The following is a 14655-nucleotide window of genomic DNA, read 5'->3' as shown; positions in this document are numbered from 1 at the left end:
TTGGGGCCACCGACTGTTATCTGCTGGTGCGTGGCTTATATCCCTACCCCAAGGTGAGACTGCCGACGCCTGAGGCCCGCCTCCGACCGGCCGGGCCGCGGCGAGCGCCCGCTGGTCAGCCCTGCATGGCGAGGACGAGCGGCAGCACCCCCTGCGCGCCGGACTTCCTGAGCAGGCGTGCCGCGACCGCCAGGGTCCAGCCCGTCTCCGTGAAGTCGTCGATCAGCAGCACCGGGCCGTGCCCCTCGGTGAGTGCCGTCGCGAGGGCGGGCGGCACCGTCAACGCCCCGTCCAGCGCCTTCAGTCGCTGGGCACTGTTGCTGCGCGGCACCCGGGGCACGTCCCCGTCGTACTCCACGGCGCCGAGCAGGGGGAGCCTGCCGATCTCCGCGATCCGGACGCCCAGCGAGTGGATCAGCCGCGGCCTGGTCCGCGACGCGACGGTGACCACGCCCACCGGCCGGGGCGGGGCGTCGGGCGCACCGGAGGCCCAGCCGCCGGGCCCTCTGGCCCAGTCGGCCAGCACGTCGACCACGGCTCGCGCCACATCGTCCGGAACGGCGGCGTCCGGTGTCTGGGGCGCGAGCAGGGGACGCAGCCGGTTGCCCCAGCCGATGTCCGACAGACGTCCCAGAGCCCGCCCCGGCGAAGCCTGCTCACCGGGCGGGATGCGCCCCTTGAGGTTGATGCCGATGGCCGGGAGTCCGGTCGGCCACATGCGGCGGGGCTCCACCTCCACTCCGGCGCGGCCCAGGTCGCTCCGTGCGGCGTCCAGGGCCGTCGTGGACAGACCGGCGGTGAAGCGCGGGCCCGCGCAGTTGTCGCAACGGCCACAGGGTTTGGCGCCCTCGTCGTCCAACTGGCGCTGGAGGAACTCCATCCGGCACTCGGTGGTGGCCGCGTACTCACGCATCGCCTGCTGCTCGGCCGCGCGCTGCCGGGCCACCCACGCGTAGCGCTCCGTGTCGTACGACCACGGCTGACCGGTCGCGATCCAGCCACCCTTGACGCGGTGCACCGCTCCGTCCACGTCGAGCACCTTGAGCATGGTCTCCAGGCGTGAGCGCCGCAGCTCGACGAGTGGTTCCAGGGCGGGCAGCGACAGGGGGCCGCCGGCCCGGGCCAGCACGTCGAGGGTGCGCCGGACCAGTTCCTCGGAGGGGAAGGCCAGCGAGGCGAAGTACTCCCAGATCGCCTCGTCCTCCTTGCCCGGCAGCAGCAGGACCTCCGCGTTCTCCACGCCGCGGCCGGCACGGCCGACCTGCTGGTAGTAGGCGATGGGGGAGGAGGGCGAGCCGAGATGGACGACGAAACCGAGATCGGGCTTGTCGAATCCCATGCCGAGCGCCGACGTGGCGACCAGGGCCTTGACACGGTTGGCCAGCAGATCGTCCTCGGCCTGCTGCCGGTCGGCGTTCTCCGTCTTGCCCGTGTAGGAGGCCACAGTGTGCCCGCGCTGCCGCAGGAAGGCGGTGACCTCCTCGGCCGCGGCGACGGTGAGCGTGTAGACGATGCCGGAGCCCGGCAGCTCGTCGAGATGGTCGGCCAGCCAGGCCATCCGGTGCGCGGCGTCCGGGAGCGGCAGCACAGCCAGACGCAGACTCTCCCGGTCCAGCGGCCCGCGCAGCACCAGCGCGTCCGACGCGCCGCCCGTACCGAGCTGCTCGGCGACGTCCGCGGTCACCCGCGCGTTGGCCGTGGCGGTGGTGGCCAGCACGGGGACGCCGGGCGGGAGATCGCCGAGCATGGTGCGCAGCCGGCGGTAGTCGGGGCGGAAGTCGTGACCCCAGTCGGAGATGCAATGGGCCTCGTCCACGACCAGCAGGCCGGTGGCCGCGGACAGCTTGGGCAGGACCTGGTCACGGAAGTCGGGGTTGTTCAACCGCTCCGGCGAGACGAGCAGCACGTCGACGCCACCGGCCGCGATCTCGGCCTGCACGTCCTCCCACTCCTCGGTGTTGGCGGAGTTGATGGTCCGGGCGTGGATCCCGGCCCGGGCCGCGGCCTCCACCTGGTTGCGCATGAGCGCGAGCAGGGGCGAGACGATCACCGTGGGCCCGCTTCCTCTGGCCCGCAGCAGCGAGGTGGCCACGAAGTACACCGCGGACTTGCCCCACCCCGTGCGCTGCACGACCAGGGCCCGGCGCTTGTCGGCGACCAGCGCCTCGATCGCCCGCCACTGGTCCTCGCGCAGCCGGGCGGTGCCCGAGGCCTTCCCGACGAGCCGGGCGAGGACGGCGTCCGCCTCTGCCCGGAGATCCGCGTTGCTCGTGTGCTCCATGCGTCCCATACAACAGGACGGGACCGACAACCGGACGGTCCCGGCCGAGACTGTGGACAACGATCGCGATCTTGTCGTGTCCCTGATTCGACTTATCCACAGGCTCAAGCGGAATCACAAGATCCGCGAGATCGTCGGCGCATGACGAATCACAGCGAAACCACCGGACCCTTCGAAAACAGCGGAATCCCGCGTCAGGAACCGCAGACCGGACCGGCCGAGCAGGCCGCGCAGGTCACTCTGCGCACCCCGGCGGAACTGGCCGATGCCTTGCCCTACCTGCTGGGGTACCGCCCGGAGGACAGCATGGTCCTGGTCGCTCTGCACGATCACGCGGGCCGGGGCAGGTTCGGCGGCCGGGCTCGGCTCGGCATCCCCGCACACGAGGAGGACTGGGAAGCCGCCGCACGGCAGCTGGCCCGCGGATTGGTCACCGGCAGCGAGCGGCGCGGCACCCGGCCCGAGCGCATGGTGGCCTACGTCTGCCAGGAACCCGGCCCGGGAGAGTCCGGCCGGGACGTCAAACGACGACTCGGCCGGCTGGCCCATCTGCTGCGCACCGAGTGCGGCAGCCTCGACGTGCCGGTCATCGAGGCACTGTGCATCTCGGACGGCCGCTTCTGGTCGTACTGCTGCGCGATCGAGGGCTGCTGCCCCGAGGACGGCTCCCCGATGGGCCTTCCCGGCACCTCCGTGCTGGCCGCCGCCGCCACCTACGCGGGCCTTCAAGTGCGCGGCTCATTGAGGGAGTTGCATGTCCGGCTACAGCCCTGGGAGACCACCGCGGCGCTGGAGCAGGAGATCGCGCTGGACACGGCGGGCATGACCCTGGTGCCCCGCATCCTGGACGAGACGACCCGCCAGGGCGTCGCGCAGGACACCCTGGACCTCGCCGGGCGGATCATCCGCCGCTACGCCGCCGCAGCGCCGGTCTCCGGGACACATCCGGCGGACGTGCGCGACGACGGCCTCCTCGCGGACGACGAGGCGGCGATGCTGATCCTGGGGCTCCAGGACCGCACGACCCGGGACCAGGCCGCCGCCTGGATGGAGGGGGAGGAGGCCGGTCCGGCTCTCCGGCTCTGGCGCGCTCTGGCCCGCCGTTGCGTCGGGCCCTACGGCGAGCACGCCGCAGCTCCATTGACCCTCGCCGGCTGGGTCGCCTGGTCGACGGGCGACGAACTGGAGGCGCGGGAGGCGCTGGCCATGGCGCTGGGCGCCGATCCCGACTATCTCTTCGCCCGCCTGCTGCACCAGGCCTGCAACGAAGGACTCGACCCCGAGTCCATCCGCCGCTGCCTGCGCGCGCAGAGCGCGGGACGCACACCGGCGGAGGGGGAAGCGGCCCCGGCGGTAACCATGGAGCACGCGGCCCCCGCGTCCCACGCCGCCCCCACCGCCCCTGCGGAAGCCCCGGCGCCCGCATCCGCGGTGAGCGCACCGGCGGGCACCGACGAGGCCGCGTCCAGCTCGCGGACAGGCACCCATCGCCGGCGTCGCGTTCGATCCGCGTCCGGTGAGGACAGCCGTCCCGCAGCCCGGGCGACCGGTGGCCGACGTCGGCCGGCCGACTCCCGTCCCCGTTCGTTCACTTCCGAACCCACCCGGCCCGGCACCCGCGTCCCGAGCGCCACACGCACGCGTGCGACGGACACGGGCGACGCCGCGACCAGTGGCGCCCCGTCGGAAAGCGGGCGCCCCGAGCCCGAGGTCGACGGATGAGGACCGGCCGGTACGCGGGCGGGCCGGCGCTCGACTCCGTCGGGAGAGGCGGTCCCGCACCGGCACAGAGCGGGGAAGGCGCCGCACATGAGCCGATCGTGCTGACGAGCCTGACGAGCCCGCGCTCCGCAGGAACAGCGATGCCCGGCGAATGTCACAGGCGGCCGGCGTGGCGGGGGCAGCGCCGTCCGGGCGGGGTGGCACCACGGCATCGCTACGGCCGTAAGGACGCGTCCGCACGGCGCTGTCGACGTCCGGCCGTGTCCACGCGGTCCGACCGGCACCCGGTGATGTTCACGGTGGTGTTCACGCCACGCCACCGCTCCCCAGGCGTGTCGGAGCAGGCCCACCGCGGGCGTCCGGTGCCTTCCGTGTGGTGCCGTTGCCGCGCCGGCACGCTCCTGGCCGTCTTCACCGTGCTCGACTACCTCACCGTCCTGTTCCGCCGGGCACCTCGGAGCGCGCCGACTCGCCCTTCGACCTGGTCCCGCTTCCCTGGGCGATGCCGGTCGAGGACCGCAGAGACGGGCGCCCCCGCCACCCGCTCGGGCCGCCATCCGGTCGGCTTCTCCCATCAGGGCCGTGACCCGCACGAGCCCCCGTCCGTTCACCTGAGTGGCGGAACGCCTGGACGGGCCCTGCCGCCGCGCCCTCCCTGTCCCCCGGGGCGGCCCTTCCGCCGCCCAGCGCGTCCGAGGCGCACCGAGCGCAGAAGAAGCCACCGCATGCACCATCAGCCGTCGCAGCCGTCTCCGCCCTCCGCCGCCCATGAAGATCCGTCCCGGGGCAGCCGCGGGCCGTTCCTCACGCACGGCACCGGCCCCGCCGCACCCGAGCCCGCCGGCCACCCGCTGCCACCTGCCCCGATGCCCCTGGCCGACTCCTCGTCCGTCCTCGGCAACCGGCCGTCCCCCGTCACTGGCCGGCCCCGCCGGCCCGCCGCGGTCCCGCCCGCAAATGCAACCCCGGGCCGCCGCTCGGTGCCCGGACTGCCGTCCACGCACGACGTGCTCGTCTGTGTCGCCCTGCCCGGCCTCGCCATCTCCGGTGAGCCGGGGCAACTGGCCGGCCGGGGACTGGACGGCTTCTACCGAGGCGGCAGGCGCCTGCTCTCACGGTGCCGGCTCCGCGTGGCCGGACGTGAACCGCTGCCCGTGCAGGCCAGGATGACGGGAGCCGCCAGCGCCCGCTTCGTGGGAACCCTGCGTGTTTCCCCGGTGGCGGGCCCCGACCCCGACATCGTGGTCGAACGGACACGCCACGCCGACGGAACCGAACGGATCACACTCCGCAACGCCGGTCTGCGTCCACTGCGTGTGCCCGTCGAGGTCGCCCTCGGCACCGACCTGGCGGAACTCGGCGCCATCGCCTCCGGCGCGGCAGGACCAGAACTGACGGCCAGCGTGCACGACTCGGGCCTGCGCTGGGCCACGGCCGACGCCGCCGCCTGCGTCACAGCCGACCCACCACCGTCGGACGCCCTGGCGTCAGCCGGGCTGCTGCGCTGGGAAGTGGAACTGCCACCGGGTGGGACGAGGACCGTAGAGCTCACGGTACGGCCCGAGGGGGGAGGCCCGCTGCGCGCCGCGGGCCATGCGGCGACCAGCCCCCTCGCCGCCGCACAGGCGGCAGGCGACGACCCCCGGGTGGCACCGCTGCTGCACACGGCGGTATCCGACCTCCACGCCCTGCTGCTGCGCGACCCCGCACACCCCTCCGACACCTACCTCGCGGCGGGCGCCCCCTGGCGCTGCGGAATGGCCCCCGCCGAGGCACTCGCCGCCGCCCGCATGGCCCTCCCGCTGGGCACCCGGCTCGCCGCGGGCACCCTGCGCACCCTGGCCCGTACGCAGCTCACGGGTCCAGGTCCCGGAGCCGGCATGATCCCCGGCCCACGACGCGACGCGGGCCCGCACCTCCCGCCGAGCTGCACAGGGACGGAGGCCACTCTGCTTTTCCCCGTCCTGCTCGCGGAGGCCCGCCGCTGGGGGCTGCCCGAACAGGAGACAAGGGAACTGCTGCCAGCGGCGGAACACTGCCTGACCTGGCTGCGGGCCACCACCGGCGACGGCACCTACCTCCCCGATCCGTACCCGGCAGGCCCGGCCCGTTGCGAGACCCAGGCGCACGCGCACCGCGCGGCCCTGCTCGGCGCCGACCTTCTCGAGGCCTTCGGCAGACCGGGCGCCACGGAGTTACGCCAATGGGCCCAGAACCTGCGTGCGGCCTTCCGGGACGACTTCTGGATCGAGGACCGCGGAGGCGGACGCCCGGCCGCGGCCCTGGCAGCCGACGGCCGGCCCGTTCCCCACCTGGCCGCCACCACGGTCCACCTCCTCGACACCGGCCTGCTCGGTGCCGGCCGGTTGGCTCCGGGCCTGCTGGACAAGGCGTGCACCGAACACCTCGCCCGGTTGCTCGGCGCCCCCGCGATGGACGCGGGCTGGGGACTGCGGGGACTCGGTGCCAAGGAGGCGGGACACAACCCGTTCGGCCACCGGGCCGGGGCCGTGCGCGTCCAGGAGACCGCACTCGCCGTCGCGGGACTGGCTGCGGCCGGCTACGAGAAGGAAGCCGGCGGCCTGCTGAGAGGACTGCTGGGAGCGGCGGAACACTTCGGCCACCGGCTGCCCGAGATGTTCGCCGGCGAACAGCGCTCCGCCGGCAGCGCACCCCTCCCGCATCCCGCGGCCTGCCGGCCGGCGGCCACCGCCGCGGCCGCCGTGGTCCTCATACTCACCGCCCTCGCGGGTCTCCGCCCCGATGTCCCCGCCCGGACGGTCACCCTGCGCCCCGTTCGAAGCGCACCGCTCGGCGAACTCAGCCTCGCCGGCCTACGCGTCGCGGGCGCACCCTTCGCCGTGCGGATCAGCAGGCTGGGACTGGCCATGGTGGAGGAGGCCGCGGAGGGACTCCAGCTGGGATCGTGATCTCACGGCCCCCCGCGAGCCGTACCGGAACCGTGCGGGAACCACCCTCGATGCGGTTGACGAAGGGAGTGTTTATCGTCAGGAAGACGACTATGATCGCGGCATGCCCTACGACCCGTCAGCCTTTCCGCCTTTCGCTGTCACCGTGGACCTGGTCGTGCTGACCGTGCGCCGCCATGCCCTGTGCGCGCTGGCGGTACGCAGGGGGGAGCCCCCCTTCCAGGGGCGCTGGGCACTGCCGGGGGGCTTCGTACGGGCCGACGAGGATCTGTCCCAGGCGGCGGCGCGCGAGCTGGCCGAGGAGACCGGGCTGCGCGCTCACGAGCCCTCGGTCCCGGTGCAGGACCATGGCGCGCATCTCGAGCAGCTCGCCACGTACGGCGACCCCAAGCGGGACCCGCGTATGCGCGTGGTCAGCGTGGCGCATCTCGCGCTGGCGCCCGACCTGCCCGCACCGCGTGCCGGCGGCGACGCGAGCAACGCGCGCTGGGCGCCGGTCGAGGAACTGCTCCAGCAGGGCGGTTACGGCCGCGATGGCGAGTCCGCTGCACCACTCGCCTTCGACCACGCGCAGATCCTCGCCGACGGGGTGGAGCGGGCCCGCTCCAAGATCGAGTACTCCTCACTGGCCACCGCGTTCTGCCCGTCCGAGTTCACCGTGGGGGAGCTGCGCCGGGTGTACGAGGCGGTGTGGGGCGTGGCTCTCGACCCGCGCAACTTCCACCGCAAGGTCACCGGCACCCCCGGCTTTCTCGTCCCCACGGGAGGTACGACCACCCGCCAGGGCGGCAGGCCCGCCCAGCTCTTCCGAGCCGGTGGCGCCACCCTGCTCAACCCGCCGATGCTGCGCCCAGAGGTGTGAGACGCGGGGCGGCGAACCGGCCGGTCGACCGGCGCATCAGCCGTTCCTACCCGGTCATGGCTGCGTCAAACGGCGGACATCGGTGGCGTCACGGCACCTGGCAGCTTGCCACAATGTGCCTTATACCCAAAAAACGGACAACTCGCGCTATCTTGCTGTAGGTGATCCAGGCCTTCGGACTGACCAGCAACTCCCGCAAGGCGCAGCCGCCCGCCCTTGACGACCTTTCCTTCGAGGCGCGCGCCGGGCATGTCACCGCGCTCCTCGGCGGCGCCGGTGCGGGCAAGACCACGGCGCTCAAACTGATGCTCGAACTCCAACACGGGCGCGGCATCACCTACTTCAGGGGGCGCCCCCTGCACCGGATCGCTCATCCGTCGCGGGAGGTCGGCGTACTCCTCGGAGACGTACCGGGCCATCCGGCCCGCTCGGTACGCGGCCATCTGCGCATGCTGTGCGCGGCCGCGGGAGTTCCCGCACGGCGTGCGGACGAGGTTCTCGAAGTGGTCGGCCTCGTCAGCCTCCGGGAGGAGCGCCTCGGCACGCTGTCCCGCGGCATGGACCGCAGACTCGGTCTGGCCTGCGCACTGCTGCCCGACCCGCACACGCTCGTCCTGGACGAACCCACCGACGGTCTCGCCACCCGCGAGGCCGAGTGGCTGCACGGCATGCTGCGGGCCCACGCCGCCCAGGGCGGCACGGTGCTGTTCACCACGGCCGACCCCAAAGAGGCCGCACGGACCGCCGACCGGGTCGTCACGCTCGACGACGGCAGGCTCGTCGCCGACCAGGAGGCAAGGGAGTTCGCCCGCACCCGGCTGCGCCCGCGCGTGGCCGTCCGCAGCCCCCACGCCGCACGCCTCGCGGCCCTCCTCTCCAAGGAGGCCCGCACCGCGCGCCGCTCCGTCGAGGTCGTGCGTGAGAACGGCAACCGCCTCTCGGTGTACGGCAGTACGACCGCCGACGTCGGCGAGATCGCGTTCCGCCACGGCATTCTCGTTCACCAACTCGCCGACGAGGTAGGCGACATGGGTCCCGGCGCCGGAGCCGGGAGCGACGACGCAACGCCGTCCGCCGAGCCCGGGCAGGCCGCACCGGACGTGCCGTCGAAGGCACGGGTCGACGCGGAGCAGGCCGTCCCGCGGCCTGAGCGGGACCAGGCCGAAGCCGACCGCTGCCTGGCGGGTCGCGGAGGCGCGGAGCCCGGCTCCCCGGCGGGACGGGCCCCCTCGGCCGCGTCCGGTGCCTCACCGGCAGACCCGGGCCCGGCCGCGGACGAGTCGCCCACCGCGCCGGCGCCCGCTGCGCAGCCGGACACCGCCGCGCCCGACGCCCGGGCAGCCGAACCGCGCTTCGCGGAGCCGGCGACGGAGCCGGGCACCGCGGCGATCGACCCGCAAGCGGCCGAATACTGTCCCGACCGGTTGGCGGCGCGACGCTCCCCGGTGCCGGCTATGCCGGCTCTGCCGGCGGGAGGTCGGGGCGCGACATCATCCGGCCACCTGTCGGGGCAGCGGGAGCACGCCGCGGACGACCCGTCGACGCCGGAATCCGAGCAGGCCGGGGCCGGCCTCGGCGCCTCCGACGGCCCGCGCAGGCCGTCCGGTTCCCCGGCGCCGGAGCGGGCACGGGCTGCCCTAGGCGAACCGTCCGCGACCGGTGAGACACTCGGCCGACGGCCCGCGCCGGACCCCACGGAGCGCCGCCCGGGCGTAACGGCCCTGAGTGTGTCACCGACCGCCGCTTCCTCCTCGGCCGAAGGCGCGACGCACGGTGCCGCCGCACCGGATGAGACGAAGGCGTCCGGCGGGGCGGCCTGCGAGGTGCACGCGCGAACCGCCGGCGACCGGTCCGCCGACCCTACGGCCGCGTCCGACGCCGGCCCCGGCGGGGTCGCGACGGCATCCGGACCGCAGCCCAGCCCCTCCAGCGCGCTGGTCGGCACCACCGGCACCCGCACCCGGCTCCCCGGGGCCCGGCAGCCGCAACCCGGTAGCACCACCCGCCCCGACGCTGTCCGCACGCTCGCGGCCCTGTCCCCCCTCCCGCCCCCCATCTCCGTCCGCCCCGCCCCCAGCCCCCTGCGCCCCCTGCGGTACGAGGTCCGGCGTGCCACCGGAATCGGCACCGGCTTCCTCACCTGCGGCGTCGCGCTGGTGGTGTCCGCCCTCACCGCCGTACTCCTGGCGCGGCTCGGTCACACCCCGCAGGCGCGGCTGTTCGCGGCATGGCCGCGGGAGCTGCCGCTGCCGCCCGCGGCGCTCGCGGCCGGACTGCTCGGCGCCCTGGCATTCGGGGACGAGTTCCGCCACCCCGCCCTGGCGGCGGACCGCGGCACCGTGCCCCGTCGGCTGGGCCTGCTGACCGCGAAACTGCTCGTCTCCGGAGCCACCGCGGCGCTGCTCGCCTTCCTCACCGTGGGCTGCGACGCCGAAGTGCTCTACATCGTCTACGGACGGGAGCTGACGAGAGTCCCCGCGGACTGGCTTTCGCTCACCGCGAGTTGGTTCGGGCTCGTCACCGGGTGTGCCTGGGCCGGGGTGCTGGCGGCGGGTGTGTTCCGGTCGGCGTCGGCCGGCCTGGCCGCCGTACTCGCCGTACCGGTCCTTGTCGTCCCCGTCGTGCACGAGGTGCTGCGCGACCCCGCGGTCAGGATGGCGGCGGATTTCCCGGTGCGGATGCGGCAGGTGCTCCTGTTGCAGTGGCCCTTCGGAGGGGAGCGGTATGCGCTCGCGGCCGCGCGGGTCGTCGCCCAACCCGTCGGTGGCGCGCTTACGTTGTCCCTCACGGCTCTGCTGTGCGCGTACGTGCTCACGACCTTGCGGACCAGGTTCCGGTGACGGCCACTCGCACACTTCTGGACCCACTGTGCCCACAACTCCGCGCAGAACGCCCATTTCTTTCCGATAAGGCGTCAATTGCGACGGGGTGAGCGATCACCCTTTCGTGTGCTTTTCACCAAAGACCTCAAGGGAGTTGAAGGGAGCGCCGACAAAGGATCCGTGAGTACCCTTGCGCACACCATGATGACCGCCGCCCGCTCCACAGACTCCGGTCTGGCCGGCCCGGGCGGATTCGACCGCTACTCCTACGCCGAGGCACCGATGGCCGACCGCGTCGGCGTACCCAGCTGGGACGGCGGGGATCCCGAGCTGGGCCGCGTCGGCCGGCGGGCCGGGGGCAGCCGCGGACGCGGACTGCACGGCCAACTGGTCCAGCAACTGGGCCAGATGATCGTCTCCGGCGACCTGGGAGCGGACCGACCGCTGGTACCCGAGGAGATCGGCCAGCGGTTCGAGGTCTCCCGTACCGTCGTCCGCGAGTCCCTCCGCGTCCTCGAGGCCAAGGGCCTGGTCAGCGCCCGCCCGAACGTCGGCACGCGCGTGCGTCCCGTCAGTGACTGGAACCTGCTCGACCCGGACATCATCGAGTGGCGGGCGTTCGGGCCCCAGCGCGACAACCAGCGCCGGGAGCTGAACGAGCTGCGCTGGACGATCGAGCCGCTCGCCGCCCGCCTCGCCGCCGGGCACGGCCGCGAGGAGGTGCAGCAGCGCCTGTGCGACATGGTCGAGATCATGAGCCACGCCATGGCCCAGGGCGACGCGCTCACGTACTCGCGCGCCGACACCGAGTTCCACGCGATGCTGATCCAGATCGCGGGCAACCGCATGCTCGAGCACCTCTCCGGCATCGTCTCGGCGGCCCTCCAGGTGTCCGGCGGCCCGGTCACCGCCTGTGACCGGCCGAACGAGGCGTCCCTCGCGCAGCACGCACGGATCGTCGACGCGCTCGGTGCCGGGGACGGCACGGCGGCGGAGGCGGCTATGCGCCAGCTGCTCACGATCCACCCGGAGGTGGAGCGCGTGGTTCCTGCCCCGCGCGAGCACTGACTCCCGCGACGAACGCGGTGCGGTCGCCGGTGTGCGGCGTCCCTGTGGTGCTCGCGGCGGCGCCTGGCCGGGGTGTCGGCCGCCGCCGGACCCTGCCGGACCCTCTGGAGTCCGGCGGGGTCCGGGGGCGTGGCGGGCCCGGAGGTGCGACGGGCCGCCGCGGTCACGGGTGCGGCCCGGCCTTACATCACCGACTATCACTTGTTAATGTCTGACCTCTTTTGACTGCTTACGGGATGTGACTCGGGCCACGCAGATTGGGCGTAACGCTCGCGGAGACAGCGCGATGACCTAAGAGGTGACAGCCGCGGAGGGAATACGGACGCCAGAGCAGGCGCTGTGCATCTCCCCGGCCCCCGCCCGCGCCGTCGGCCGATCCCCAGGCCGGTGGTCGGCTCCCGTCTGTAGTGGACGGCGCCGGAAGCCGTTTTCCAACGTTCCGAGAGGTTGTTCGTGTCGGCCAGCACATCCCGTACGCTCCCGCCGGAGATCGCCGAGTCCGTCTCTGTCATGGCGCTCATTGAGCGGGGAAAGGCTGAGGGGCAGATCGCCGGCGACGATGTGCGTCGGGCCTTCGAAGCTGACCAGATTCCGGCCACTCAGTGGAAGAACGTACTGCGCAGCCTCAACCAGATCCTTGAGGAAGAGGGTGTGACGCTGATGGTCAGTGCCGCAGAGCCCAAGCGCACCCGCAAGAGCGTCGCAGCGAAGAGTCCGGCCAAGCGCACCGCCACCAAGACGGTCGCGGCGAAGACGGTGACCACGAGGAAGGCCACCGCCACCGCGGCGGCCCCCGCGGTGCCCGCCGCTCCGGCAGAGGCCGATGCCGATGCCCCCGAGGAAGCCGCACCCGCCAAGAAGGCCGCCGCCGCCAAGAAGGTGACCGCGAAGAAGACGGTCGCCAAGAAGGCCGTCGCGAAGAAGACGGCCGCCAAGAAGACCACGGCCAAGAAGGACGACGTCGAGCTCCTCGAAGAGGAGGTCCTCGAGGACACCAAGGTCGCCGACGAGCCCGAGGGCACCGAGAGTGCCGGCTTCGTCCTGTCCGATGAGGACGAGGACGACGCGCCCGCGCAGCAGGTCGCCGCGGCCGGCGCCACCGCCGACCCCGTCAAGGACTACCTGAAGCAGATCGGCAAGGTCCCCCTGCTCAACGCGGAGCAGGAGGTCGAGCTGGCCAAGCGCATCGAGGCGGGCCTGTTCGCCGAGGACAAGCTCGCCAACGCCGACAAGCTCGCCCCGAAGCTCAAGCGCGAGCTGGAGATCATCGCCGAGGACGGCCGCCGCGCCAAGAACCACCTCCTGGAGGCCAACCTCCGTCTGGTGGTCTCCCTGGCCAAGCGCTACACCGGCCGCGGCATGCTCTTCCTGGATCTCATCCAGGAGGGCAACCTCGGTCTGATCCGCGCGGTCGAGAAGTTCGACTACACCAAGGGCTACAAGTTCTCCACGTACGCCACCTGGTGGATCCGTCAGGCGATCACCCGCGCCATGGCCGACCAGGCCCGCACCATCCGTATCCCGGTGCACATGGTCGAGGTCATCAACAAGCTCGCGCGCGTGCAGCGCCAGATGCTCCAGGACCTGGGCCGCGAGCCCACCCCGGAGGAGCTGGCCAAGGAACTCGACATGACCCCGGAGAAGGTCATCGAGGTCCAGAAGTACGGCCGTGAGCCCATCTCGCTGCACACCCCGCTCGGCGAGGACGGCGACAGCGAGTTCGGTGACCTCATCGAGGACTCCGAGGCCGTGGTCCCGGCCGACGCGGTCAGCTTCACGCTCCTCCAGGAGCAGCTGCACTCCGTCCTGGACACCCTGTCCGAGCGCGAGGCCGGCGTCGTCTCCATGCGCTTCGGTCTCACCGACGGTCAGCCCAAGACCCTCGACGAGATCGGCAAGGTGTACGGCGTGACGCGTGAGCGCATCCGCCAGATCGAGTCCAAGACCATGTCGAAGCTGCGCCACCCGTCCCGTTCCCAGGTGCTGCGCGACTACCTCGACTAGGTCGCGGTCGTACGGCGAAGGCCCGGTCCTCCTCGCGGAGGCCGGGCCTTCGTGCTGCGCGCGGCGGGCGGTTGGCTGACTCTGGGTGTCCCAGCAGGATCCCAGAGTGAGGAGTCCGTATGCGCCGTTCCCTTGCCCGGGCACTGATCCGGCCGCTCGCCCTGGCGGCCGCCATGACCGGCATACCCCTGGTGACCGCCGTCCCGGCCGTAGCCGGCAGCGTGGTGGTCGGGGGCTTTCCGATAGACGTCTCCCAGGCTCCGTGGACGGTGGCGCTGGCCAGCCGTGACCGGTTCGGAGGTACGCGGGCCGGCCAGTTCTGCGGCGGTGTGGCCGTGGCTCGCACCGTCGTACTGACCGCGGCCCACTGTCTGTCCGAGGAGGCCCTCGGGACGCCACCGAACCGGGTGCGTGATCTCAGAGTCATCGCGGGTCGCACGAACCTGCTGTCGGGCGAGGGCGAGGAGATCGCAGTACAGAAGGTCCAGGTCAATCCCGCGTACGAGGCCACGAGCAACTCCGGTGACTTCGCACTCGTCACCCTCGCCGGAGAACTGCCGCAGAGCGCGGTCATCGGCATGGCCCGTGCGGACGACCCGGCCTACGCGGCGGGCACCGAGGCCTTCGTGTCCGGCTGGGGCGACACGACCGGCGGGGGTGACTACGCGCGCCGGCTGCGCGCCGCACGCGTGCATGTCCTGCCCGATGCCTCGTGCGCCCGGGCTTATCCGGGCGGCCCGGAGGGCACATACCGGGCCGCCACCATGCTCTGCGCCGGCGAGGTCGCCGGTGGCCCTGACGGCTGCCAGGGGGACAGTGGCGGGCCCCTGGTGGCGGGAGGGCGACTGATCGGCCTCGTGTCGTGGGGAAGTGGCTGTGGGCGGCCGGGAAGGCCCGGTGTCTACACGCGGGTCTCCGAGGTCGCCCGGGTGCTGTAACCGGCCCCAGAGGCCGTACAGGACCACT

Annotated in this window: 8 protein-coding genes; 7 read left to right on the top strand and 1 reads right to left on the bottom strand. The window is 73.0% G+C overall.

The genetic code is table 11. From position 1 onward, the window contains the following. Positions 1-115: 115 nt before the first annotated feature. Positions 116-2281, bottom strand: coding sequence for a RecQ family ATP-dependent DNA helicase (locus tag ABZ117_RS04745; RefSeq protein WP_356817361.1), 2166 nt, complete (start codon positions 2279-2281; stop codon positions 116-118). A gap of 141 nt (positions 2282-2422) precedes the next feature. On the opposite strand from ABZ117_RS04745, the gene ABZ117_RS04740 reads away from it, so the two are divergent. The 7 genes from ABZ117_RS04740 (at position 2423) to ABZ117_RS04710 (ending at position 14627) form a co-directional block, all read left to right on the top strand. Continuing rightward, on the top strand, positions 2423-4003 hold the full coding sequence (locus tag ABZ117_RS04740; protein ID WP_356817359.1) for a DUF4192 domain-containing protein: 1581 nt from the start codon (positions 2423-2425) through the stop codon (positions 4001-4003). A gap of 980 nt (positions 4004-4983) precedes the next feature. Next, a complete protein-coding gene (locus ABZ117_RS04735) occupies positions 4984-6933 on the top strand; it encodes a glycogen debranching N-terminal domain-containing protein (protein WP_356817408.1) in 1950 nt (649 codons plus the stop codon). A gap of 103 nt (positions 6934-7036) precedes the next feature. Further along, positions 7037-7795, top strand: a complete 759-nt coding sequence (locus ABZ117_RS04730) for an NUDIX hydrolase (protein WP_356817357.1) — start codon at positions 7037-7039, stop codon at positions 7793-7795. A 161-nt stretch (positions 7796-7956) separates the two neighbouring features. Beyond that, on the top strand, positions 7957-10635 hold the full coding sequence (locus tag ABZ117_RS04725; RefSeq protein WP_356817355.1) for an ATP-binding cassette domain-containing protein: 2679 nt from the start codon (positions 7957-7959) through the stop codon (positions 10633-10635). 162 nt (positions 10636-10797) lie between these two features. After that, entirely contained in the window at positions 10798-11685 is an 888-nt protein-coding gene (locus tag ABZ117_RS04720; protein ID WP_356817353.1) for a FadR/GntR family transcriptional regulator, read from the top strand. Between the two features lie 453 nt (positions 11686-12138). Then, the gene (locus ABZ117_RS04715) at positions 12139-13689 is read left to right on the top strand and encodes an RNA polymerase sigma factor (RefSeq protein WP_356817352.1); all 1551 of its coding nucleotides are present in this window, start codon (positions 12139-12141) and stop codon (positions 13687-13689) included. A 119-nt stretch (positions 13690-13808) separates the two neighbouring features. After that, positions 13809-14627 (top strand): serine protease, encoded by an 819-nt coding sequence (locus ABZ117_RS04710; protein ID WP_356817350.1) that lies wholly within the window; start codon positions 13809-13811, stop codon positions 14625-14627. The last annotated feature ends 28 nt before the right edge of the window (positions 14628-14655 follow it).

Source organism: Streptomyces sp. NPDC006309 (assembly GCF_040613095.1).
Lineage (GTDB): Bacteria > Actinomycetota > Actinomycetes > Streptomycetales > Streptomycetaceae > Streptomyces.
This window is presented reverse-complemented; position numbering and strand designations above follow the sequence as displayed.

Coding starts and splice junctions, on each gene's coding strand:
- ABZ117_RS04710 (WP_356817350.1), top strand. CDS start 13,809: ATGCGCCGTTCCCTTGCCCGGGCACTGATCCGGCCGCTCGCCCTGGCG.
- ABZ117_RS04730 (WP_356817357.1), top strand. CDS start 7,037: ATGCCCTACGACCCGTCAGCCTTTCCGCCTTTCGCTGTCACCGTGGAC.
- ABZ117_RS04745 (WP_356817361.1), bottom strand. CDS start 2,281: ATGGAGCACACGAGCAACGCGGATCTCCGGGCAGAGGCGGACGCCGTC.
- ABZ117_RS04740 (WP_356817359.1), top strand. CDS start 2,423: ATGACGAATCACAGCGAAACCACCGGACCCTTCGAAAACAGCGGAATC.